Origin of the sequence: Leptolyngbya sp. Heron Island J (assembly GCF_000482245.1) — a bacterium.
In the GTDB taxonomy this organism is placed as follows: Bacteria; Cyanobacteriota; Cyanobacteriia; order Phormidesmidales; family Phormidesmidaceae; genus Leptothoe.
The window spans coordinates 21,418-45,041 of the sequence record NZ_AWNH01000074.1 but is presented as its reverse complement, the minus strand read 5'-3'; the positions used below and the strand labels follow the sequence as shown (position 1 = coordinate 45,041).

The following is a 23,624-nucleotide window of genomic DNA, read 5'->3' as shown; positions in this document are numbered from 1 at the left end:
TGTCCAGCTCACGAGTCTGACGTCGCTTTCCCTCAGCTCTAACCAGTTGAGTGAGTTGCCGCCGGAGATTGGCCAGCTCACGAGTCTGACGTCGCTTGACCTCCGCTCTAACCAGTTGAGTGAGTTGCCGCCAGAGATTGTCCAGCTCACGAGTCTGACGTCGCTTGACCTCTATCAAAACAAGATTTCTGACTTACCTTTAGAGTTGAAGCATTTACCTCTTACACAAATCGATCTCAGTGGGAATCCATTACCAATCCCCCCAGAGATTTTAGGAAGTCCTAATTCTTGGAGAAATCAGGAAGATTTAGAAGCTATATTTCAATTCTATGAAGCATCATCTGATGAAACTGGAGATTTCTTTCTTCAAGAGGCAAAATTGCTGATTGTTGGTGAGGGTGGTGCAGGTAAAACCTCTCTTGCCAAAAAGATTCAAGACCCTAATTACAAGTTAGATCCTAAGGAAGAATCTACCCATGGCATTAAGGTTATCCAGTGGAAGTTTTCTGTCGATGACGTTCAAGAATTTCGTGTCAACCTCTGGGACTTTGGTGGTCAGGAAATCTATCATCAAACCCATCAGTTTTTCCTGACTGAGCGTTCCCTCTATGCCCTGGTTGCCGATACCCGTAAGGAAAATACTGATTTCCCGTATTGGCTGAAATCTATTGAGCTATTTGGTGGTGATAGTCCCGTAATTCTAATCAAAAATGAAAAGGATGATAGACCTTGTAATGTTAATGAACGACAATTAAAGGGAGATTTTCAATATATTAAAGAATGCATCGCCACGAATTTAAGGGATGGCCGTGGGTTAGAAGATATCAAGGAAGCTATTCGTTACCACATTACCAAGTTGGATTTTGTGGGTACCCCACTGCCTAAAAAGTGGGCACGTGTCCGCTATGCTCTGGAAAACGATGCTCGAAATTACATTGATCAACGTGATTACTTTGCACTATGTGAACGTAGTGACATCATTGAGCGTACCGAAATGTTGCGCATTAGCAACTTTCTTCATAACCTAGGTATTTGCTTGCACTTTCAAAGAGATCGAGTACTAAAAAATATTGTCATCTTGCGGCCTGAATGGGCAACTAATGCTGTTTATGCTGTTACCACTCACAAAGAGGTAGCCAAGGCTAAAGGACGGTTCACTCGCGATCAGCTGGATGATATTTGGAGTGAAGATCAATATGTTAATATGGGGGATGAATTACTCCAGCTGATGGAGAATTTTAAGCTCTGTTACCCGATTCCTGGCTTAAAAGATAACTACATTTTCCCACAGCTTCTAGATTTCGATCCGCCTGACTACGATTGGGATGTCAGCAATAATCTGATGCTCCGTTATGAGTATGAGTTTATGCCCAAGGGTATTGCCACTCAGCTAATTGTTAGACTCTATCGCTGGATTGAGCAACAGCAGATTGTCTGGCGTAGTGGGGTAGTACTTAATAATGGTCGTGCTCGGACAGAAGTTATTGAGAACTATCGCCCCTACAAAGGGGAAATCAGTATTCGGGTTTCAGGTGTTCACAATAAAGAGCTACTGAGTATTGTGGCCAACGAAATTGATGAAATTAATGGCTCATTTGAAAAGATTAGAGTAGCGAAGATGGTTCCCTGTATTTGTGAGGAATGCCAGGCAGACAAACAACCCCACTTCTTTCGGATGCCAACGCTGGACCGCTATTTGGAGAAAAGACGTTATGAAATCACCTGTGATAAAAGCTGTATTGATGTGAATGTTCGCAGACTGACGGCAGTACTATCAGATTACGATCGCTTTGATGAGCTAGATAAGAAATCTGAACAAGATAAATATGAGCAGATGAAGCAGCAACACGTTGAGTATCACCCAGATGCTAATAAGCCACAAAAAGCAATAAGAGATAAGGTTTTTATCAGCTATAGCCACCAGAATAGTGAGTGGCTAACTAAGCTGCAAGAATTTCTGAAACCCTCGGTTCGTCAGGAATTAATTATTCCATGGGATGACACCCACATCCAACCCGGTGTTGAATGGCGCAAGGAAATAGATAATGCGTTAGCCTCTGCAAAAGTGGCTGTATTGTTAGTCAGTCAACCCTTCTTAGCGTCAGATTTTATCCATGAGAACGAACTACCACCGCTTTTAGAGGCTGCTGAGAATGAGGGACTAACAATTATCTGGGTGCCTGTGAGCTATAGCACCTATAAGGATAGCCCAATTGAAAAGTATCAGGCTGCCCACGAACCGCAGCATCCGCTTGACAGTCTTAGTTCTCCTGAACAAAACAAAGCCTTGGTTGCAATTTGTGAGGCGATTAAACAGGCCGTTGCTGGTGGTTAGAAACATTCGGGAAACCCACCCTGGAGCCCCCTCCCAACAGATTATGTTTATCCCTAAACATGCTCAATCAATTTTTCTTAAAGTAAAAAACTAAGCCAATAATCAAGCCAGGTAGTACAGCTAAAATCATACTGACTATCGTCACCCACATGACTACAGGCCCCATCACTGTACAGCCCCATCCCGCACAACCAAAAACGCTATGGGGAAACTGAGTATAAAAAACAATAGAGAACATCCCTTGAATGATGCTATTGAGTCCAGCGCATATCAGCTGAAGATACAATGGCCGATGGCGAATCAGCCAGCCGAAGATAATGCCGATGATCAGGGCCAGTAGCCAAGGGACAAATAAAAGGAAAGTCATATCGCTGCACCAGCTTAAATACAGTATAGGCGCAGTAAAATGCATACAGCATTATTTGAACATAAAGATGACTGAGGAGATGCTACATTCGTGAAAGCAAAATCGTCCTTTTCGCTTAAAGATCAGCTTTTTAACTCAGACAAAGTCAATTATCTGGTGACGTTGATTTCCCAGGCATTTCCTGATTTTGCCCAACAGTCATTTTATCAGGATGTGATTGCCGCCTTTCCCAAGCTTGAGCTCAAAGAACGTATTGCCCATATCACAGCCTGCTTACATCAACATTTGCCAGATGACTATCAGGAAGCCTTGACGATAATTCTACAATCGCTTCCTCCTGAACTGGACCCTCATAAAACAGATGATGATTTTGGAGACTTTATTTTTGCACCATTCTCTCTATTTGTTGCTCTCCATGGCTGTGAGCCAGAATATCTGAATATTTCTCTTGGTGCATTAAAGGAAATCACCAAACGATTTTCTGCTGAATATGCCATTCGTTATTTTATAAATACATTTCCTGACGAAACGTTTGTGTTTTTATTGGACTGTGCAAGTGATGATAACTATCATGTGCGTCGCTGGGCCAGTGAGGGAACAAGGTCAAAGCTGCCCTGGGCACAAAAGCTAAGCAGTGATTATAGAAAACCTCTGCCTATCTTAGAGATGCTTTATGCTGATAAGACTCGCTATGTGACACGCTCAGTTGCCAATCATCTTAACGATATCAGCAAAGTTGATCCGAGTTTGGTGCTTGAGATGCTACAAGAATGGAGCAAAAGCCAAAGACAAACGGAACAGGAGATGGCTTTTATTACCAAGCATGCTCTGCGAACGCTGATAAAACAAGGTAATCAAGACGCTCTGCAGTTAATCGGATTTGGCGTCAAACCAGATATTACTATTAAAGAATTCTCGACCAACACGCCTAAAGTCAGAGTCGGTGAAGCATTTGAATTTTCGTTGGATATTCGTTCAAATAAACCGCAAAAGCTTTTAGTGGACTATTTGATGCACTTTGCTAGCAATGGTACCAAGAAGACCCAAAAAGTTTTTAAGATCAAGCAGCTGGAACTTGCTGCAGGGGAGGTTGTTACCCTGAAAAAGAAACATCCTATGCGTCTCATGACGACAAGACGTCTGCTCCTTGGAGAGCACGAAATTGTTTTACAGATAAATGGCCAAGCGTTTGGCTCACTGAGTTTTGAGCTGATCGAAGAGTAGAGCCCAAGGTTTAGTAGCATTGCTGATCATCAGGATGGCTTTAGGCTCCCGCGCTTACATAATTTCCCGTTACCCTATCACTCATCCACCCCTACCGTTTACACATATCTCGGAAGTGAGCTCAAAATCCTGCATTACCCCCCTTGGTAAGCTACCGTGTATACATAAGTCGGAGAGTTGCCTCATTGTCGGAGGCCCTCATCCCCCAGCCCCTTCTCCCGCGGGGAGAAGGGGAGTCAGGTCAAAGTTCCTCTCCCTGCGGGAGAGGGATTTAGGGAGAGGGCCAATGCAGTACCTAGAGCGACTTTTCAGTCTAATCTTCTAGATATGTATACACGGTAGCCTTGGTAAGGGGGAGTTAGAGGGGGTGAGGCAACCGCAAACGCTAGGTTTCAGTACTTGTGTGTACACCGTAGCTCACCCACCCATCTCAGCCTCAACCTAGGACTTCATCTTTGGGCAATCCCCTGAGCTGTAAGAGACAGTCCAATAGAAAAAGATATCGATCAACTCATCCTCTAAATCAGCGATCGCAGTTTAGTTTGTAGTAAAGCAACAAAACTCCATTATCATAAACTTTTTTGTCGGTCAGCTCTAGGGCGGTTTGTTGAATCACGCCAGCAAAGAGTGGAATACCTGCACCCATTAAAAATGGATTGAGCTTCAAGATCAGTTGATCAATTAAACGATGGGTAAAAAGTGTTGTGGCTAAATTGGCACCACCGCAGAGCCAAATGCCCTTGCCTGGTTTTTGTTTGAGGTTATTAACCAACTCGATCACATTTTCTGAAACAAGTTCCACATTTTGGTCTGGGCTTTCCTTTATGCTGCGAGAAAAGAGATACTGTTTCAGATGGGAATAGGGACTGGTCACTCCTTCATTTAGGCCAATTTCATAGGTCTTACGCCCCATCAGCACGGTGTCAAACCATCTGTTTTCACCGTGAACACCCATGGCATCCCGCAGATGGGACGGCATAGTCTCAGGGAAAGTGGCAAATAAATCTGCAAAATAATCACCGTCCTGAGAAAACCCATCATGGGAGCCATCTGTATGGGCAATAAATCCATCAACGCTGCAGGCAACGTAATAAGTTAGTTCTCGCATATTATTTTGTGGGGGCGCTATGGTAGTTGTCGGTGGGGACCAATTTCACTTTAGCTATTTGTTCAAATAGTTCATGGTAATTGCGCTCTAGCCGTCTGCATCTATTGCCAGATCTTCATCTATTGTGATGAATTGATTCGGCTGGAAGCAGGATTTCATCGGTATAATCTACACCTTTGTTATATTGCCAGTTGCTTGTTGACTAAAAATGCAAAAGCTTACTATCACTCGACCCGACGATTGGCATCTGCATGTTCGTGACGGTGCAGTGCTAAAAGCGGTTTTGCCCCATACGGTGCGTCAGTTTGCCCGCGCTATCATTATGCCGAATTTGAAGCCTCCGGTACGGTCGGTGGCGGCGGCGGCGGCCTATCGCGATCGCATCCTGGCGGCTATTCCAGCGGGCCAGCAGTTTGAGCCACTGATGACGCTCTACCTCACTGACAACACTGACCCTGACGAAATTATCGCGGCCAAAGCCTCTCAATTTGTCAAAGCGGTCAAGTACTACCCAGCCGGGGCCACCACCAACTCAGACTCGGGGGTAACGGATATTCGTAAGTGCGATCGCGTCTTTGCCGCGATGCAGCAGGTGGACATGCCTCTGTTGCTCCATGGGGAAGTAACCGATCAAGCGATTGATGTCTTTGATCGCGAGAAAGAATTTATCGAGAAACATTTAATTCCCCTAAAACAGCGATTTCCCGCTCTACGCATAGTGCTTGAGCACATTACTACCGCAGACGCTGTCCAGTTTGTTCTAGCTAATAACAAGGTTGCGGCAACGATCACCCCACAACATCTACTGTTTAACCGCAACGCTCTATTTCAAGGAGGGATTCGACCCCATTTTTACTGCCTGCCAATTTTAAAACATGAGGAGCATCGTCGGGCAATTTTGCACGCCGCCACATCGGGGAGTCCTCAGTTTTTCCTAGGGACTGATAGTGCTCCCCATGCCCGCGATCGCAAAGAAACCTCCTGTGGCTGTGCGGGCTGTTATTCAGCCTTACACGCCCTGGAGCTGTATGCAGAAGCCTTTGAGAGCGTGGGTGCCCTCGACAAACTAGAAGCGTTTGCCAGCTTTTATGGACCCGACTTTTATCAGCTGCCCCGCAATACGGAGCAAATCACCCTGGTCAAAACAACCTGGCGGATTCCAGATGAAATGCCATTAATGGAATCTGGCCTGGTGCCGTTACGAGCCGGAGAGGAGATGACCTGGCAAATGGCCTGATGAGCGTTCCACGGGGTGTGTTCACCGACATTTAGTTAGTGTGACAGGACAGTTAGAGCCTTGAAATCCCAGGCCTCTTTCTCATACCTCTTTCTCATACCTCCGTCCTCATACCTCCGTCCTTCGCTATAGTGAGTTTGATCTGCTTGCTTGTTCCAACCATGACCACTGCTGCTCTTACCTGGCCTGAGTTAGAAGCCCTCGATACTATCCGAACCGACCGGGTAAATGGCCCCACCAATGCCCAGGCACGACTGCGGCTGTTCGGGAAAACCGAAGCCGATGTGCGGGTAACCCTATTTCGCGATAATCACGCCTGGTGTCCTTACTGCCAAAAGGTATGGCTGTGGTTAGAGGAAAAGCAAATTCCCTACCGCATCGAAAAGGTGACCATGTTTTGTTATGGCACCAAGGAAAAATGGTATAAGCAGCGAGTCCCTTCAGGCATGCTGCCTGCGGTGGAGCTAGATGGTCAGCTCATTACCGAAAGTGATGATATTCTGATTGCCCTAGAGCAGGCCTTTGGCCCATTAACGGTCAGCATGCTTGCTCCCACAGCAATTCCCCTACGACAGCTAGAACGGCTGCTATTCCGAGCCTGGTGTAGCTGGCTGTGTCAGCCGGTGCGCTCTGCTCGCCAGGAGCAGTTTAACCGCGAGCAGTTTGTTGAGGTGGTAGCCAAAGTGGAAGCTGCCCTGGCCGCCACCCCCGGTCCTTACTTCCTGGAAGAATTTAGTGTGGTGGACCTGGTGTTTACGCCCTATGTTGAGCGCATGAATGCCAGCCTCTTCTACTACAAGGGCTATTCCATGCGAGAGGAGAATCCTGGGTTTGCCGCCTGGTTTGATGGAATGGAAACTCGCCCCACCTATCGCGGTACCCAGAGTGATTTTCATACCCATGTGCACGATCTGCCGCCGCAGATGGGAGGCTGTTGGGAAAATGGTGAACCCCAGGCCAGAGCCAACCAACAACGAGTAGACCAGGGCCCCTGGCTAGGGTTACCGGATGTTGGCTATCCTGAACCTGAAACCTCTCGGGTGGAAGCCCTGCATCGGGTTTTAAAGCATCGCAACAACATTATTCGAGTCAATCCCACAGAAGATGCTGTCTTTGACCAAGCATTGCGCTGCGCGCTCACCCATTTGATCACTGGCGAAACCTGTTCCCCCCCGCAGGGTAGTGATAACGGTCTGCGCTATTTGCGAGACCGGGTTAATGTTCCTCGCGACATGTCGATCTATGCTGGTAAGCGATTGCGAGCCGCCCTGGAAGCAACGGCGGCTTTAGTCGATGATGCCCAGGGTCCAGCGATACCGACACGTAACCGCTATGATCAAAATCCGGTGGAGTTTTCGCCAGAGCGTGAGCCAGAAACGGAAAACCCACTACCCTTTGGGTTGAACTGGCTCAAGCGTTAAGGGATAGGGCTGTGCTCAGGCGGGCACCATCACGGGAAAAGCCTCCTGCACAGCGGGATGAACAATTTTGCCCCTGGCCACATTTAACCCCTGGGCCAAAGCGGCATCTTTGTTCAAGGCGTCCTCTCCCTGATCCGCCAGCTTTAGGACATAGGGTAGGGTGCTGTTGTTGAGTGCCTGGGTCGCTGTCCAGGGAGCGGCCCCCGGCATATTGGGCACACCAAAGTGAACAACCCCTGATTCCATATAGGTGGGCTGGGTGTGGGAGGTGGGACGTAAGGTTTCAATACAGCCACCCTGGTCTACGGCCACATCAATGATGACTGAACCGGGACGCATTTGGGCGACCAGGGCTTTGTTGACTAGCGTCGGTGCTTTGCGACCGGGGATGAGGACGGCCCCAATCAGTAAATCAGCCTCGGGAACAACCCGCTCGATTTGAGCGGATGTGCTGTAGAGCAGCTCAACGCGAGAGCCAAACAGAGTTTCTAAGTAGGAGAGACGATCGAGATTGATATCTAAGATTTGAACCTGAGCCCCCAGGCCGACGGCAATTCGTGCCGCTTCTGTCCCGACAATGCCGCCGCCTAAAATCACCACACGGCCTGGTTGTACACCCGGAACGCCGCCGAGAAGAACACCGCGTCCGCCTTGCTGCTTTTCTAGATAGCGAGCGCCAAACTGTACGGCTAAGCGACCGGCAATAATGCTCATGGGGGTGAGCAGTGGCAGTTTGCCATCGGCACTCATGACCGTCTCATAGGCGATCGCACTGACTCCACTGGCCATCAACGCCTCGGTCAATGCTGGTTCTGCGGCTAAGTGCAGGTAGGTAAACAGCAGTAAGTCATCGCGGAAATAGCCATACTCAGAGGACTGGGGTTCTTTTACCTTGACCACCATGTCCTGGGACCATGCGATCGCAGGATCTGACACCAGCGTTGCCCCGGCGGTGGCATAATCCCCATTGGTAAACCCAGCCCCGCGCCCTGCATTTTCCTCAACTACCACCTGATGCCCTCTTTGAGCAAGGGCTTGCACACTGGCAGGGGTTAAGCCCACTCGAAACTCTTGATCCTTAATCTCCTGAGGCAGTCCAATTCTCATAAAAAAATAATCTCCTATCAGTTAAGACAGTGTTCTGTTGTTGTTGTCGCCATGTTTTCTGAGGAACAAGATGGGTGTGTGGGGAAAGCCACCTGTTCTCATTCAATATTGATGAAATGAACGTTAGCACTAATTCTGATGATTAATCAATAGCTTTTGTAGGCTGTTGGTAACAAATGGTAAAAAACATCAAGTCAGTAGACTATGATACAAAAATCACAGTGACCCCTTGCTAGGGTTGCTACATTAAAGACTCGCTACATAGGCCCCAAAAGATGTCGGTGCTACCTATCTACTTTTCCTTTCTAAGTCCGAGTCATGAGCCCTCTAATTTGAACATCAAAGAGGGGCGGCTCCATAAGCATTTGCTCAAATGGAACGGCGTTGGTTCGCCCTATGCCGGGGTGCTTGTGTAAGCCGACATGACCTGAGATAGCCTTAGCGTCAAGGCCGCTGGTGGATAATGGGCCACCTGCAATTTTGAGCTAAGGGTATTCCTGACCAGAACTGCGAAAAGTTTGAGGTAGCTTTAGACAGTAAATTTTACCGAAGGAGAGCTGACTTAAAGTCAGTGCCTTAAAGGTTACCTGTTCTCATTGGTTGATAGTGTTCCTATGCCTGGATGATTTGTCTGGGGCTTAAGCTGATCAAGTCCGAACGTGTGGGGCGGATTAATCGGTTAAGTTCGGCTAATGCCAAGTATGCCTGGATGGGGAAATGCTTGGGGTTAGCCTGGGGAGCATTGCTTAGACCAGGCTATAGAACAATTTGAATCATCCCGGACAGGGTTTATTCCCAGGAGTGCCGGGCTGAGAGACTGTCTGCAAGGGATTGCATGTCGCTGGCCGTTGCTGATCCTCGGGATGATTTCATCTACAAGATGCAGGTGAATGGCCTTTCTGCCCGATCGGTGCATCCTCCAAATCAGCAACGGCGTTTCAGCTGCTTAAACCCACTGGCTAGAGCTGGTGGGTGCAGACCGATCCCAAGACCATCAGTTTTCTCGTCTTTTTGAGTCGACAATCCTCCATTTGATCAGACAAGGCTTGAAAGCCCGTCGTAGGTGTGAGATTAGGTGTGAAATTTAGTCCAACATTAGGAGTGTTTTTCTATGGCAACATCGTTAACCGATAAATGCATTCTCATTACTGGTGCTAGCAGTGGTATTGGTACCTCCTGTGCCCGATTTTTGGCCCAGGCTGGTGCTCGACTGATTCTGGCCGCCCGACGTAAAGAGAAGCTGCAAGCCCTAGCCGACGAATTGCAAACCAACTATCAGACCCGGACCTTGCTGCTGTGTGTAGATGTGCAAGATCGCCAGGCTGTGATGACCGCCATTGCAGGGCTACCTGCTGCCTGGAAAGCAATTGATGTGCTGATTAACAATGCTGGACTCAGTCGAGGGTTAGAAAAGCAGTATGAATCTTCTGTTCAAGATTGGGAGGAAATGATTGATACGAATATTAAAGGACTGTTGTATGTCACCCGTGCCGTGGTTCCCGGTATGGTAGCGCAAGGCCACGGCCATGTGGTGAATATTGGCTCAATTGCTGCCCGACAGACCTACGCCGGTGGCAGCGTCTACTGTGCCACTAAAGCGGCTGTCAAAGCATTGTCTGAAGGGTTAAAAATAGACCTCCTCGGCACCCCGGTGAGAGTCACGAATATCGAACCGGGTTTAGTGGAAACCGAGTTTAGTAATGTGCGATTTAGAGGGGATGACACCAAGGCCAAATCTGTCTACACAGGCATGACGCCGCTCACCCCTGATGACATTGCCGACACCATTTTGTTTGCGGTAACTCGACCCGCCCACGTCAATATTAGTGAAATTTTTGTCATGCCCACCGATCAGTCGTCTGTCGCCCATGTGCATCGGGGATCGGTATGATATTGATCATTGTTGTTACTACGTTTGCAGCCGCATTTGTCCAGGGGGCTACAGGGTTTGGATTTGCCCTGGTGGCAATGCCAATTTTGTCTGGGTTAACCAGTATTCAGACGGCAGCACCTCTGGTAGCGTTAACTACATTTACTAACAACCTGATCCTGTCTATTTACTACCGAAAGGCGTTTGACCGTAAAGTTGTCACTAGTTTGTTGCTAGGGGCAGTTTTAGGCATTCCCATCGGTTTTCTTGCCCTGGATTATTTGCCTACGGCCCTGATGCTGATTACCTTGGGGGCCATCATCGTTGCCTATGGCCTATATTCTTTAGTCAGTCCGGTGATACCTGTTTTGAAGTCCAGACGATGGATCTATGGTGCAGGCTTTCTCTCGGGTATTTTGCTGGGTAGCTTCAATCTTCCCGGTCCCCCTGTCATTCTATATGGTAGTAGTCAACGCTGGTCTCAGGAAACCTTTAAGGGTAACCTCACCAGTTTTTTTGGCATGAGTGTGGCCATTGTTGTTTTGGGACATGGTTTTCAGAATCGAATCTCGCCGGATATTATCCACCAATTCATGATGACAGTACCGGGGTTGCTCTTGGGCCTGTATGGGGGAGTTGTTTTAGCAAAGCGGTTTGATCCAAATATTTTTAGAAAAATCATCACTGTTTTATTGTCGATAATTGGAGTACGGCTGATTATTTCTGGAATTTATCTGTAAGTAGATAACTATTCTTACTCAAAGACAGCAAAGGTTTTGCCAAGAGGCTTTCAGTTTTGCTGTTCATTTTTGGTGTCATAAAATATTCATACTCCTGCATAATTTAGTCTGGGTTAGACTTGGCTTTTCTTAATAACTTTAATAACAAGATTTTATTGAATCGTGCGTAAATATACAGAAGAGAGCTTTTGATTGCTTTTATTGTGTTGGCAGCATTGGATAAATTCGCTTCACGATAAACAGATTAATTGGCCTCTTGCAAAATCCTCGTTCGCTTTAGGAATCATTGTTGATGTTTGCTAGTTTGAGTCCAGAAGAAACTAATTTAGGAAAGATGGATGCTGAATCACTGTGGCATCCGTTAGTCCAGCACAAACCATTTTCCCAAAAGCCCCCCAAGTGTATGACCCGAGGGGTGGGCTGTCATGTGACTGATGCCGACGGAGTCGAGTACTTTGATGGTATCTCGGGGTTATGGTGTGTCAATATTGGCTATGGTCGTCAGGAGCTGGCAGAAGTCGCCTATGAACAGATGGTTGATCTGGCCTACTTCCCGCTGACCATGAGTCATGAGCCGGGGATTCGTCTGGCCCATAAACTTTTAGAACTACTGGGCTATGAGGGGAAAGTGTTTTTCTCTACCAGTGGTTCAGAGGCGAATGAAACAGCCTTTAAGATTGCCCGTCAGTACCATGCTCAAACAGCACCAGCGGGCTCCGGTCCACGCTATAAAATTATCTCTCGCTATCGGGGGTATCATGGTCATACCATGGGGGCCTTAAGTGCCACGGCACAGGCTGAACGCAAACTTAAGTATGAGCCTTTGGTACCGGGATTTTTCCATGTGAGCCCGCCTTACTATTATCGGTTTGGCGATGGTCAGCCGGAGGATGTCTACAATGCCGCCTGTCTAAGAGAACTAGAACAGACCATTCTCTATGAAGGGGCTGAGTCTGTGGCTGCTGTAATTGTGGAGCCGATTATCTCAGGCGGTGGGGTGATTGTGCCACCGGAGGGGTATTTGCGCGGCGTTCGAGAGATTTGCGATCGCACTGGCATTCTCTTAATCTACGATGAAGTCGTCAATGGCTTTGGCCGCACCGGGCAGATGTTTGGCCATCAGCACTGGGGTGTGGAGCCCGACATTATCACCTTTGCCAAAGGGCTGACCAGTGGCTATATGCCCCTCTCCGCCACAGTTGTAAAACAGTCCATCTTCGAAGCCTTTTTAGATGAGCCTGGCAGCGACAGCCATTTTCGTCATATTACTACCTACGGCGGTAGCCCTGTCTGCACTGCTGTCGGTCTGAGAAGTATCGAAATTTTAGAACGAGAAAATCTGTGTGAGCGAGCCGCTGAGATGGGTGAGTATCTGCTGGGCAAGCTGCAGCGATTGCTGGACCATCCTAACGTGGGGGATGTCCGAGGCAAAGGTCTGTTGCTGGGTGTGGAGCTGGTAAAAGACAAGCTCAGCAAAGTTCCCCTGGAGAGCGATGCGGTTGCTTCAATCCCTCGCTACTGCATGGATAAGCAGGTGATCATTGGCCGCAACACCAATACGATTCCTGGGTTTACTAATGTGCTGATTCTGGCCCCACCGTTGGTGATGAGTCGTGAGGAGGCCGATGGCCTGGCCGACACACTCTGCGATGCCGTGTTGGCCTTACCGAGTTCCTGAAGTTGTCTAGAAAGTCTCTGAAGTCTCTATGGTCAGATTTTTGTCCCTAACCTTATCCATTTAGCTCGTAACTTATCCAAGGCGAGGTAGCACTATCTCGCCTTGGACTCAAATCACAAGACTAATCGAAACAAACCCACCTCAAGGTGGGTGAGAGATTTGCAAAAGTCCTATATTTAGGGCTTCATAGTTAAATTTTCGCTTTAGCAAATAGTTCTCGACAGCGCTGGGTGCCAAACCCAACGTCAGCTTGAGCTACCCAGTTGATTTTTAGGGCAAGATTTTACCCAAATAAATCGAACTCTCTTTTTTAAAAAGAGAAAAATCTGCAGCAATTCCATTATACCTGCAATCGGTCAAAGTTCTCACTGAACCTTTTTTAACCCAGGGGACATGACCATCAGTTTGCTCAACTATCTCTCTTATTAGGAGTCAATATCCATGAAAAAACCGCTGTTTCGATTGAAATATTATCTTTACGGTCTAGCCTTTTTGCTGGTTTTTCTACCCCAGGTTGCCTTTGCCCAGGACGCCGCCGCTCCTACAGGTTTCCTAGGGGCCATTGAAGCTGGTGTACAGAGCGTAGTAGATGTGCTCAATTTGATCTTCTACTTCAAAGTTGGCGGCGAAAATGGCATGCCGTTTATTGTGCTTTGGTTGGTAATTGGGGCGATCTTTTTTACCTTTCGTCTTAACTTTATCAACATTCGTGCCTTTAAACATGCCATTGATGTAGTGCAGGGCAAATATGACAGCGAAGAAGATGAGGGGGATGTGTCTCACTTTCAGGCACTGGCAGCAGCCCTGTCGGGCACGGTGGGAATTGGTAATATCGCCGGGGTTGCGATCGCAATCCGCTTAGGGGGGCCAGGGGCAGCCTTTTGGATGACCATGGCTGGCTTCTTAGGCATGTCCAGTAAATTTGCCGAATGTACCCTGGGACAAAAATATCGGGTGATCAAGCCGGATGGCACCGTGGGTGGTGGTCCCATGTATTATCTCTCGCGCGGTCTATCGGCCATGGGCATGGCCCCTGTGGGGAAAGCCTTGGCGGTCATTTTTGCGGTCTTTTGTGCCATCGGCAGCTTAGGGATTGGCAACATGTTCCAGGCCAATCAAGCATTTGCAGCGGTCTCCAATGTCTTGCCCGTCTTAAATGGCTTTAGCTGGCTGTTTGGTATTGTTCTCGCCTTGATTGTGGGCCTGGTGATTTTGGGTGGCATTGAGCGGATTGGGGCTGTTGCCGGTGTCCTGGTGCCCGCCATGGCTGTCATTTATGCCCTTGCCTGTTTCTGGGTGATGCTAGTAAAACTGCCGGAGGTGCCCAGTGCAATTGGCACCATCATTGTTACCGCTTTTAGTCCAGAAGCTGTCGCTGGAGGCGCGGTGGGGGCGCTAGTCATCGGCTTTCAGCGGGCCGCCTTCTCCAACGAAGCGGGTTTAGGGTCAGCCGCCATTGCCCATTCTGCTGCCAAAACAGATGAACCGATTCGAGAAGGGATTGTCGCCTTGTTAGAGCCCTTTATTGACACAATGTTCATTTGTAATCTCACGGCTCTGGTGATTGTTCTCACTGGGGTATATGCCGATCCCACCGCCGCCGACCTCAACGGAGCCCAGCTATCGGCAGCCTCCTTTGAAACTGTGATTAGCTGGTTTCCCTATGTAATTGCTGTTGCCGGATTTTTGTTTGCTCTATCGACTATGATTTCCTGGAGCTATTATGGACAACAATCCTGGGCCTTTTTGTTTGGCGATCGCACCGTTAACATCTATAAGGGTATTTTTCTGTTCTGTGTATTTGTAGGTGCGGTAGTGAACCTGGGGCCGATCCTGGATTTTAGCGATATCATGGCCCTGGCGATGTCCTTACCTAATCTCCTCGGGTGCTTTTTGATGTCTGGGCTGATTGCTAGAGAACTGACTAGCTATATGACTCGCCTGAAGTCAGGAGAGATGACGCCATCTCCTCAAGCGCTCCAAGAAACTGTCTTTAAGTAAGTGAAAAAAAGTGGAGGTAACTGCGATGAGCTGGCTTAAACGAAAATCTGTTCTTATCCCCATTGATTTTTCAGACCTTTCTTATCAGGCTTTGGAACCGGCTAAGGAACTAGTTGAAGACATTTCATCCCTAAAACTGATTCATGTGCTGGCCCCACTCCATCCGGCTGATCCAGCCGCTATGTGGGATACAGTCAGTGATGACGATCGCAAACAGAAGGTGCGACTTTTCACCCGCCATAAGCTTAACGAGCTAGGCTATGGCACCATTCACATTGAGGTCGTGATTGGGGATACCACATCAAAAATTGTGGACTATGCCCAGACAATTGATGCCGACTTAATTATTATGCCGTCCCATGGCCGCAAAGGTGTCAGCCGCTTTCTATTGGGGTCTGTCGCTGAGCAAGTAGTACGCTTGTCTCACTGCCCTGTGCTGATTCTTAAGTAAATGCAGCCATCGGGTTGACTAGGAGAATTTAGCACAATTAACTTAATGCATAGGGTCACTGTCCGGCTGGCCCTATGTATTTTTTTGAGGATTTAGGCTAAATAACCTCACTGACTCAAGAGCTATAGATTTTTGTGGGACTGATGGTCTCAACCTGGCCGCTTTTTTATCTGTCCACTGAACGAAGGGTGCCCTGGCCCAATTTTTTTAGTTTTACAGTTACGTTATATCGGCAAAAATGAAAGCACCTGGCTGGTTTCGGAATGTAGTACTGGGCTTAGGCAGTGCTATTCCCTTTGTACTCGGAACGTCTGTTCTAGCGGCAGACAGTGTCACTCTGTCTTATGGATTACTGGAGCTATCGGTTTCGGTGTCGTCTTTAGAAGACTACGCCTATGAGAATCAGATTGATGACGAGTTAGCGTTTTATCTTGATTTTCTCAATGATGATGAGCGTGATGATTTTCGAGAGATCTTGACCACTCCCCTAGATGTCAGTTCTGTGACCTTGTCTCAAATGCTATATGCTCCTTTGGGAGAACTCTGGCTGGAGAGATTGGGCGATGTCATCCAAACCCAGGCGCGACAAAATGGGGCGCGAGGGCTGCGGGGGGCGCTGATTTTGGCGGCAGCTGATGAGGAAGGTCTGACGTTGCTGAATGTGATGCGTCGCTTTCCAACGCCGACACTACGGATTAATTCAGTCAAAATCTTAGATGTGGTGGATACGGTGGTAGACCTGCTGGAGGAAACCGAGGCCGCGATCGCAACCCTACAAACCCAGGTACAGACTGAACTCGCTGCTGCTGAGCCGATTGATTTTAGCCAGCTGCCTAACCTCACCCAGCCCGGCACCCTATTCTGGCAGACCCAGGAGTTGGAGCTATACGACTCCGATCGCGATCGCCCATTGCCCGTAGATTTATATTTGCCCAAGAGTAGCGGCCCAAACCCTTTAGTCGTCATTTCCCACGGATTTGGCGGCAGCCGCACTAACTTTGTGGACATCGCCCAGCACCTGGCCAGCCATGGCATCGCCGTTGCCGCCATCGAACATCCCGGCAGCAATCTGCAGCAACTCAAAAATTTGGTAGCCGGTAATGCCTCCGCATCTATGGCCGCCAACGAATTTGTAGATCGTCCCCAGGATGTTTCCTATCTGCTTGACTACCTGGAAACCCATAATCAGGGTCAGCTGGCCAGCCGATTGGACCTCGACAAGATCGGCGTCATGGGGCATTCCTTTGGGGGATATACGGCCCTGGCCCTGACCGGGGCTCAACTCAACATCGAACAGTTAGAAACCCGCTGCGCCAATGAGCTCACCAATTCTGTAAACGTTTCAATCCCACTCCAGTGTCTGGCGCTACAAAGTCAGTTTGAACAGCCCCTGCAGGATGAGCGGATCAAAGCAGCCTTTGTATTTAATCCCTTTACTAGCCTGGTATTCGGTGAGACTGGGCTCAGTCAGGTGCGCACCCCGGTCTTTATGATTAGCGGTAGCGCCGACCCGATTGCCCCGGCCCTGACCGAACAAATCCAGCCCTTTGCCTGGCTCACCCCAGCGGAGACGTATCTAGGGCTGATCCAGGGAGGCAGCCACAATTACACAGCGTTTGCCGACTTAGCCAATGAACTATCGGGGCCAGATCCAACCCTGGCCCGCCAGTATCTAAAAGCTTTGGGCCTGGCGTTTATGCAAACCCATGTGGGACAACAGTCAGACTATGGCCAATTTTTGCAAGCTGGATACGCTCAACATCTCAGTCAAGCGTCATTACCGTTAAGCGTCATGCAAAACTTGACACCCCAGGGCCAAGCCGAGCCATAATCAATCTCCAGTTTTAAGTACTTATGCTGAAGCTGACTAGGGCCTCAAGCCAGCTTCAGCCTCATTTCCGCATTTTCTCTGATGGTAGTTTTTGTGAATCAACCTAGATTTTAAACAAATCAAACAAATTAGTTGTGTGTCTCACGTATCCCTATGTGTAAATCTCTCTGGCTACGTTCGTTGCTGATGGCTATCCTGGTGGGCGGGTTGTTCTCGATCCGCTCTGTCTATGGCACCGGGACCGGCTGTTTGCAGGCGGCCAGTTGTTCAATGTCTATCTTGAGGGCGGCTGCATCCTGTTCGGCAGACGATTTGGGGATGACCCTTGATAACTGTACTGATGATTTTGTTCTTCCAACTTCCTAAGAATGAGGATGCAATGAGGTTCTATCTTTTGCCCTACAGCCATTCCATGGAACGCCTCTGCAGACAACATTTTTGGAGCTTACATTTTGGGATCTGATAAAATTCTGAGCCCTAGCTTATGAGCAGACTGGGTACACCTCAGAGCAAGGATGGTTGATAATAGAAAGCGTTGTCAAAAACGTTAATCCATACTTATGCCTGTACCCACTAATCTAGCGACTCTGGATGGCAGCCCCCTGTCTCCTGATGCGATCGCAAATAAAGTTGTACTATTCGTTAACGTTGCCAGCGCCTGTGGTTTGACCCCTCAGTACGGCGGCTTGGTAGAGCTGGATAAGGCATATGGCGCTAAAGGGCTGGTCGTTGTCGGCGTGCCCTGCAACCAGTTTGGTTCCCAGGAGCCCGGCACCCCCGATGAAATTAAGGACTTCACCAAGACCAAGTACGATGTTGACTTTACCCTGCTAGAAAAGCAGGACGTCAACGGTCCCAGCCGGAGCCCCCTCTATCAGTTTCTAGTTGGCGACGGCGAAGACATTGCCTGGAACTTTGGTAAGTTTGTAGTCGGTCGTGATGGCGAAGTTGTGGCTCGCTTTGAGCCCCAGACCCCTCCTGATGACTCTGAACTCAAGGCTGCCATTGAGAAAGCCCTGGGCTAAGTTTGGGCATCAGACGCCCGTTGATCTCAACCTATCAAGGCTTGATGGCCCAGGTGTTTAAATCTTGAATTAGATTGTCAGCCCCTTTGTCCTGTAAAGGATAGAGGGGTTTTAAGTAGGTGTCGGCTGGCAAGCACTTGTCAGTAGGACGCACCTGGGGGTAAGAGCAAGCAGAAGGAGCCGGACTGTTTGGTATAAAATGTAGTCTCCATCACTGGGGACATTTATGATGAACAACAGTTTTCACTATGCATTTAAGGTGAAAGATCTCGATAGTACCAGAAGATTTTATGGAGATATTTTAGGCTGTCGAGAAGGTCGTTCAACCGATAGCTGGATTGATTTTGACTTTTTTGGTAATCAGCTGTCTGCCCACGTTGGCAAAGTGGATACCCACGTAGATTATTGTGGTGATGTAGACGGTATCTCAGTGCCTGTGCCTCACTTTGGCTGTTTGTTAAGTAAAGCCCAGTTTAAGTATGTACAACAGAAACTAGAAGCAGCCGGGATGGATTTTATTGTTAAGCCTCAAGACCGCTATACAGGCCAACCGGCTCAGCAGGCAACAATGTTTGTGCTCGACTTTAGCGGCAATCCCTTAGAATTTAAATCCTTCGAAGATAGTTCTAGGGTATACGACTCGTCGTCAGGGGTGGCCCTGAGTCGGTGAATACGACTGGTGCGGATAGTCTCAGCACTGCAATAGATGCATCGTCTCTATGATGGGTGGGTTTAGGCACAGCAGACTGTTGGTTTCTATCAAAACTGTCCCTTAGTTTTAACCTGCTCATAAAGGGTCTCCATGGCCTCAATAAATGAGTTATCTCTATCCCAGAAGGCTGGAAAGTCCCCTTGTGTCTTGACAGGGATGGCTGATACTGGATTATCTGGTGGGGCTTCAATGGTCTGAGGGAGCCGTTTTGCCCCCTGCCAAAACTCTCGTAGTTTGGTGGTTTTAGCAGATATCCTTTCTAGCTCCAGCGGTGCATAGTAAGACTCGACTGGTTGGGGAGGTTCTTGTTCTAACTGTAGTTCGGCTGACAGTGCTTGCCCTAATGGAGATTTGGCCAGCTCTTTTAACAGATCCTCCCGCGATAGTCCTCGTAGCTCAAATAACAAAAACGGGTCTTGATCCAGCTCTGCTGCTACTAGATAGTAGACCCCAGCAATATGCTTACAAGGATTGCTGTAGTCTGGGCAGGAGCAGCTAGTGATAAAGTCTTTCCGACTACCTGGCAACAAGTTGAGATTAAGTTGATGAAAGGTATCTTCAATGTTGTCGGGAATTTCATTGAGTAATAATCGAGAAATTAAACTTGCCTTTGATGAAATTAGGGCAATGGCTTCTGACCACTTCGCTTTACTCAGAGGCTTAAACTCAATCGTTGTCAAGTAGAGCGGTTCCTTATATACCCCAAAGTAAGGATTCACTGAACCCCGAACCTGGGCTGTGACCAGATTACCTTCGATGTCGAAGCTCTTGACTTTATTACCCCTGGCATAGGAGCGTCCTCGGCTGAGTCGCCCTGCATCGGTGAGCTTCTCGATGGCCTCAATAAATTTTTTGCCCCACCAGCTGCGGCTAAATTGACTCATAATGCTACCTCCTCACTCCATAATGGCGCTCTTATTCAATGAAATTAGCTGCTTAAATGCATTGTTATCTAACTCCGTTAACCACGATTCATCTGACCCAACAATCGACCCGGCTAGCTTTTTCTTATCCTCGATCATTTCGTCAATGCGTTCTTCCAGGGTGCCAATGGCTACAAACTTATGGACAAACACATTTTTCTTCTGGCCAATCCGGAAGGCACGATCGGTTGCTTGATCTTCTACGGATGGGTTCCACCAGCGGTCGAAGTGGAAAACATGGTTGGCTTTGGTCAGGGTAATGCCGACACCGCCAGCTTTGAGGGACAATATAAATACTGATGGCTCAGTTTCTGGGTCTTGAAACTCGGCGATCATGGTCTCGCGTTTTTTCCGCGATGTGCCGCCGTGGAGATAGTAGGTGTTGCAGTGAAATGTGTGACGGACATATTTTTCCAGGGCGGCTCCTAGTTCAGTAAATTGGGTAAACACTAGGAGACTGTCTCGTTCCGATCTGGCTTCTTCGATCATCTCTGTGAGCCGAGTCAGCTTGTGCGATCGCACCGCTGTAAAATCGCTATCATCCTGTAAAAATTGTCTGGGATGATTACACACCTGCTTGAGCTTGGTTAGGGTGGCCAAGATCAGGCCCTTACGCTGAATTCCTTCTGCTTCCTCCAGCTGATTTTCCACATCTTTGACCACGGCTTCATACAGTGATGCCTGCTCCTTGGTGAGATTACAAAACAGTTTTTGCTCCACCTTATCCGGCAGGTCTTTAATAATTGATTGGTCTGTTTTTACCCGGCGCAGAATGAACGGTTCCACCAGCTTTTTCAGCGTGGCCGACTGCCGCAGGCTGTTACTTTTCTGAATGGGTACCTCAAAACTCTTGCGAAACTGGGCCTGATTACCTAGATAGCCTGGATTTAAAAAGTTAAAGATAGACCAAAGATCTAGCAAGCGGTTTTCAATGGGGGTGCCAGTGAGGGCCAGGCGATGGGGCGCAGAGAACTTGCAAATGGCCTTAGTCAGCGCGGCTTTGGGGTTCTTGATATTCTGGGCTTCATCCAGCACAATCCGATGCCACTCAATGGTGTTAAACAGTTTGGCATCTTTACGGGCCAGAGCAAAAGATGTGATCAAGATGTCATGCTCCCGGCAGGCCTTTTTGAAGGTTTTGGCGTCCTTGGCACGATTGCTGCCATGGTGTACCGTTGCCTTGATCTGGGGAGCAAACTTGTGAATCTCGTGGAGCCAGTTGCCGACCACAGAGGTGGGGGCAATCAGCAGCGTTGGAGGCAGTTTGACTGCGTTTGTGGTTTTCTTTTTGCGGCCTTTTTTTGGAGCGGGTTCTCGCTCCTGCACCATGCGGGCAATCACCTGAACGGTTTTACCCAGACCCATGTCATCGGCCAGACAGCCATTGAGACCCAGCTGTTCTAGATACTGTAGCCAGGAAACCCCTCGTTTTTGGTATTCCCGCAGCTGTCCCTGGAAGGTATCTGGGTTGTCCACCGGCTGCAGCTGGCTTTTGTCGCCCAGCTTAGTCAGCATATCGGCCAGGGTGTCTTTGCGATCGCACTCCACCTCCACTTCCTCATTTCCCGCTGTCAGTTTCATAAAGTCCAGCAGCGACAGCTCCGGATTCTCTTCCTGATGAGTTTTCCAAAATTCCAGCATCTGCTGCATTTTGTCCTGGTCTAGCTCCATCCACTGACCACGAAACTTAACCAGCGGTGTCTTCGCATTAACCAACTGGTGCCATTCCTGTTCTGTTACCTTTTCTTCGCCAATGGCCAGCTCATATTGATACTCCACCAGACTAGTCAGAGAGAAATAGCGTTTAGATTTGTCGTCACCCCCCGCCAGCGACTTACCCCTGGCCCTTAACCTTACCTTGGTACGCTGTCGCCCTTTAGGGGTCCACCAGGCAGGCACAATCACCTTATAGCCTGCATTTTCTAGTACCCAGGCGGACTCTTTGAGAAAGGCAAATGCCGCATCTAGAGTGAGATGAATCCCAACGGGCTGGTCGGTTTCCATTCCCTGCCAGAGGGCAGGATAAATCCGGGCGGCGTAGCCCAGGTTGAGCAATAGGTTTTGTTCAAACTCTCCCCCCAGGTGCTCTTTGACCTGTTTTTGTTGCTTGGGTCGCATCTGCCAGTAGGCATCCAGGGGGACTTTGAGGGATGGATCATCTTTGGGAGCAACTTGAAACTGTAGCTGCCAGGGATCTTGTGGTTTGAACGGGTCCTGGAGATGAAAGTACAGGTAAAAAGGCTGCTCAGTTTGGGTACGGACGATGCGATCGCGCCAGGCTTGCCATTGCTGATACTGTTCCAATCCTTCAGCCTGGGGCCAAACATCCAGATATAGGCAGTCAGTGAGAACCGAGTCCGTAATAGTGTTTTCAAATGCTTTTGTAAACTGAGTATGGGCAACAACTTCAGTCAGCAAGCATTCAGAGAAGTGCCGCAGGAGAGATAATCGATCAAAGAACTCCGGTTTTGTGGCAGGTTCAGCAAATCCTGCTGCACACATGAGGGGCATATACTCCACATATTGCTTCAAGATAGACTCATACTCTTCACCAATAAACTCCCAGCCTCCATAGACCTCAAATTGGCTGGGTGACGGCTCGTTTCCTTGCGCTTTTGCTTTCGCTTTTGAAGACTTTTTAGCAGTCCCTCTGGGTTTAACCGGTTCCAGGGCTCGATATTTTAGAGCCGGAATATATTGATCTTTGAAGATTGTCCGTTTTAAGGTCTGGGTAAAGTGAAACCAAAACAACAGGTCTGCCCCCAGCTGGATCTCGCTCAAATTATGCAGCGTCAGAAAATGAAGCTCGTTTAGTAGGGGGATAACAGAATTGGGACCTGCCTTGCTTTTAACCGTGGCTGCACCTGGAATCGGACAACAATCGATTTGCCAGTACTCAAACTTAAAGACATCAGGCAGCTCTATCTCCAGGTAGCGCGATAGTTCCAGGGATGGCAGGGGCTGATTATCAACGGTTGGCAATAGGAAATAACAGGGCTCAATCCAGTCTTCTAACGGATATTGGTCAGTAGATTGCAGCTTAAACTCATTGGAGAGCAAGTTGGCCAAATCTGCCGCATCTAACTGTTGAGGGTGGCGTTGCTCGTCTTGCTGCGATGGTTTTGTTTCGGTGGTCTCGACCCACAGGTAAAATGAACCCGCTTGAATAAAGTCAGTCCCAGATTCAGGAATCCAGGTGCCGTGAAGAATCTGCATGGCAAGTCGCGGAATGTAGAGATAGCCCAAGTTAGCGCCTATCCTACCGTGTTTAGGTGTTGATAAGATTTGTCTCTGTTACAGTCTGTCACAGAGACAGCATGGACCCTTTGCTCCAGTGTAAGCGTGTTCGTTGCTACATAATTTTGATAGATGCCTAAGAAATACGTTCAAATCACAGCAGATATGCAAAAAAGTATCTTTAACAGTCCAAACACGCTATTATTGTAATAATTAGTAATAGCGTTATTCGTTAAACCTGAATTTTTGGTATGAGCATTTTCTTGCATTTAGTTTGAGTCACTAAAGCTGGGCAATATATCTGTGATTAATCTTCTGTTTTAAGAGCAATTCTGGCGAGATCTAGATTGTTAAAGA

At 48.3% G+C, this 23,624-nt stretch carries 18 protein-coding genes; 13 read left to right on the top strand and 5 right to left on the bottom strand.

Features of this window, described 5'->3' with window-relative positions:
- Positions 1-2,335: COR domain-containing protein (locus N836_RS60730; RefSeq protein WP_023074611.1), on the top strand; the 2,335-nt coding region annotated here is incomplete at its 5' end.
- A gap of 67 nt (positions 2,336-2,402) precedes the next feature.
- Here the strand turns inward: N836_RS60730 and N836_RS60725 are convergent.
- Positions 2,403-2,702: a hypothetical protein gene (locus N836_RS60725; RefSeq protein WP_023074610.1), complete on the bottom strand. Its 300-nt coding sequence runs from the start codon at positions 2,700-2,702 to the stop codon at positions 2,403-2,405.
- Between the two features lie 90 nt (positions 2,703-2,792).
- Between N836_RS60725 and N836_RS60720 the strand changes: the two genes are divergently transcribed.
- Entirely contained in the window at positions 2,793-3,926 is a 1,134-nt protein-coding gene (locus N836_RS60720; RefSeq protein ID WP_023074609.1) for a heat domain containing protein, read from the top strand.
- 523 nt (positions 3,927-4,449) lie between these two features.
- Here N836_RS60720 and N836_RS60715 read toward each other — a convergent pair.
- Positions 4,450-5,034 (bottom strand): dihydrofolate reductase family protein, encoded by a 585-nt coding sequence (locus tag N836_RS60715; RefSeq protein ID WP_023074608.1) that lies wholly within the window; start codon positions 5,032-5,034, stop codon positions 4,450-4,452.
- A 208-nt stretch (positions 5,035-5,242) separates the two neighbouring features.
- Between N836_RS60715 and pyrC the strand changes: the two genes are divergently transcribed.
- Both pyrC and N836_RS60705 read left to right on the top strand, forming a co-directional pair.
- Positions 5,243-6,271 carry a dihydroorotase gene (gene pyrC, locus N836_RS60710; RefSeq protein ID WP_023074607.1) on the top strand — a complete coding sequence of 343 codons (1,029 nt, stop codon included), beginning with the start codon at positions 5,243-5,245 and terminating at the stop codon, positions 6,269-6,271.
- A gap of 161 nt (positions 6,272-6,432) precedes the next feature.
- Positions 6,433-7,692, top strand: a complete 1,260-nt coding sequence (locus tag N836_RS60705; RefSeq protein ID WP_023074606.1) for a glutathione S-transferase family protein — start codon at positions 6,433-6,435, stop codon at positions 7,690-7,692.
- 15 nt (positions 7,693-7,707) lie between these two features.
- Here N836_RS60705 and ald read toward each other — a convergent pair whose 3' ends face one another.
- Positions 7,708-8,799, bottom strand: coding sequence for an alanine dehydrogenase (ald, locus tag N836_RS60700; RefSeq protein ID WP_023074605.1), 1,092 nt, complete (start codon positions 8,797-8,799; stop codon positions 7,708-7,710).
- A gap of 1,111 nt (positions 8,800-9,910) precedes the next feature.
- On the opposite strand from ald, the gene N836_RS60695 reads away from it, so the two are divergent.
- The 9 genes from N836_RS60695 (at position 9,911) to N836_RS60660 (ending at position 19,065) form a co-directional block, all read left to right on the top strand.
- Positions 9,911-10,690, top strand: a complete 780-nt coding sequence (locus N836_RS60695) for an SDR family oxidoreductase (protein WP_023074604.1) — start codon at positions 9,911-9,913, stop codon at positions 10,688-10,690.
- Complete coding sequence (locus tag N836_RS60690; protein ID WP_023074603.1) at positions 10,687-11,409, top strand: sulfite exporter TauE/SafE family protein; 723 nt, start codon at positions 10,687-10,689, stop codon at positions 11,407-11,409. Before N836_RS60695 ends, N836_RS60690 begins: the two co-directional genes overlap by 4 nt.
- A gap of 292 nt (positions 11,410-11,701) precedes the next feature.
- Positions 11,702-13,087: an aminotransferase gene (locus N836_RS60685; RefSeq protein WP_023074602.1), complete on the top strand. Its 1,386-nt coding sequence runs from the start codon at positions 11,702-11,704 to the stop codon at positions 13,085-13,087.
- A gap of 441 nt (positions 13,088-13,528) precedes the next feature.
- A complete protein-coding gene (locus N836_RS60680; protein WP_023074601.1) occupies positions 13,529-15,088 on the top strand; it encodes an alanine/glycine:cation symporter family protein in 1,560 nt (519 codons plus the stop codon).
- A 25-nt stretch (positions 15,089-15,113) separates the two neighbouring features.
- Positions 15,114-15,539 (top strand): universal stress protein, encoded by a 426-nt coding sequence (locus tag N836_RS60675; protein WP_023074600.1) that lies wholly within the window; start codon positions 15,114-15,116, stop codon positions 15,537-15,539.
- Between the two features lie 238 nt (positions 15,540-15,777).
- A complete protein-coding gene (locus N836_RS60670) occupies positions 15,778-17,370 on the top strand; it encodes an alpha/beta hydrolase (protein WP_023074599.1) in 1,593 nt (530 codons plus the stop codon).
- Between the two features lie 153 nt (positions 17,371-17,523).
- On the top strand, positions 17,524-17,736 hold the full coding sequence (locus N836_RS76045; RefSeq protein ID WP_152532222.1) for a hypothetical protein: 213 nt from the start codon (positions 17,524-17,526) through the stop codon (positions 17,734-17,736).
- Between the two features lie 194 nt (positions 17,737-17,930).
- Positions 17,931-18,395 carry a glutathione peroxidase gene (locus N836_RS60665; protein WP_023074598.1) on the top strand — a complete coding sequence of 155 codons (465 nt, stop codon included), beginning with the start codon at positions 17,931-17,933 and terminating at the stop codon, positions 18,393-18,395.
- Between the two features lie 226 nt (positions 18,396-18,621).
- Positions 18,622-19,065, top strand: a complete 444-nt coding sequence (locus tag N836_RS60660; RefSeq protein WP_235071137.1) for a VOC family protein — start codon at positions 18,622-18,624, stop codon at positions 19,063-19,065.
- A gap of 89 nt (positions 19,066-19,154) precedes the next feature.
- Here N836_RS60660 and N836_RS60655 read toward each other — a convergent pair whose 3' ends face one another.
- Both N836_RS60655 and N836_RS60650 read right to left on the bottom strand, forming a co-directional pair.
- Complete coding sequence (locus tag N836_RS60655) at positions 19,155-19,991, bottom strand: SWIM zinc finger family protein (protein ID WP_023074595.1); 837 nt, start codon at positions 19,989-19,991, stop codon at positions 19,155-19,157.
- Positions 19,992-20,003: 12 nt separating this feature from the next.
- Positions 20,004-23,246 carry a DEAD/DEAH box helicase gene (locus N836_RS60650; RefSeq protein WP_031293495.1) on the bottom strand — a complete coding sequence of 1,081 codons (3,243 nt, stop codon included), beginning with the start codon at positions 23,244-23,246 and terminating at the stop codon, positions 20,004-20,006.
- Positions 23,247-23,624 lie beyond the last annotated feature (378 nt).

What these genes read in the sequence shown, in the direction of transcription:
- N836_RS60725 (WP_023074610.1), bottom strand. Translation starts at nt 2,702, where the DNA reads ATGACTTTCCTTTTATTTGTCCCTTGGCTACTGGCCCTGATCATCGGC.
- N836_RS60715 (WP_023074608.1), bottom strand. Translation starts at nt 5,034, where the DNA reads ATGCGAGAACTAACTTATTACGTTGCCTGCAGCGTTGATGGATTTATT.
- pyrC (WP_023074607.1), top strand. Translation starts at nt 5,243, where the DNA reads ATGCAAAAGCTTACTATCACTCGACCCGACGATTGGCATCTGCATGTT.
- N836_RS60705 (WP_023074606.1), top strand. Translation starts at nt 6,433, where the DNA reads ATGACCACTGCTGCTCTTACCTGGCCTGAGTTAGAAGCCCTCGATACT.
- ald (WP_023074605.1), bottom strand. Translation starts at nt 8,799, where the DNA reads ATGAGAATTGGACTGCCTCAGGAGATTAAGGATCAAGAGTTTCGAGTG.
- N836_RS60695 (WP_023074604.1), top strand. Translation starts at nt 9,911, where the DNA reads ATGGCAACATCGTTAACCGATAAATGCATTCTCATTACTGGTGCTAGC.
- N836_RS60690 (WP_023074603.1), top strand. Translation starts at nt 10,687, where the DNA reads ATGATATTGATCATTGTTGTTACTACGTTTGCAGCCGCATTTGTCCAG.
- N836_RS60685 (WP_023074602.1), top strand. Translation starts at nt 11,702, where the DNA reads ATGTTTGCTAGTTTGAGTCCAGAAGAAACTAATTTAGGAAAGATGGAT.
- N836_RS60680 (WP_023074601.1), top strand. Translation starts at nt 13,529, where the DNA reads ATGAAAAAACCGCTGTTTCGATTGAAATATTATCTTTACGGTCTAGCC.
- N836_RS60675 (WP_023074600.1), top strand. Translation starts at nt 15,114, where the DNA reads ATGAGCTGGCTTAAACGAAAATCTGTTCTTATCCCCATTGATTTTTCA.
- N836_RS60670 (WP_023074599.1), top strand. Translation starts at nt 15,778, where the DNA reads ATGAAAGCACCTGGCTGGTTTCGGAATGTAGTACTGGGCTTAGGCAGT.
- N836_RS76045 (WP_152532222.1), top strand. Translation starts at nt 17,524, where the DNA reads ATGTGTAAATCTCTCTGGCTACGTTCGTTGCTGATGGCTATCCTGGTG.
- N836_RS60665 (WP_023074598.1), top strand. Translation starts at nt 17,931, where the DNA reads ATGCCTGTACCCACTAATCTAGCGACTCTGGATGGCAGCCCCCTGTCT.
- N836_RS60660 (WP_235071137.1), top strand. Translation starts at nt 18,622, where the DNA reads ATGATGAACAACAGTTTTCACTATGCATTTAAGGTGAAAGATCTCGAT.
- N836_RS60655 (WP_023074595.1), bottom strand. Translation starts at nt 19,991, where the DNA reads ATGAGTCAATTTAGCCGCAGCTGGTGGGGCAAAAAATTTATTGAGGCC.
- N836_RS60650 (WP_031293495.1), bottom strand. Translation starts at nt 23,246, where the DNA reads ATGCAGATTCTTCACGGCACCTGGATTCCTGAATCTGGGACTGACTTT.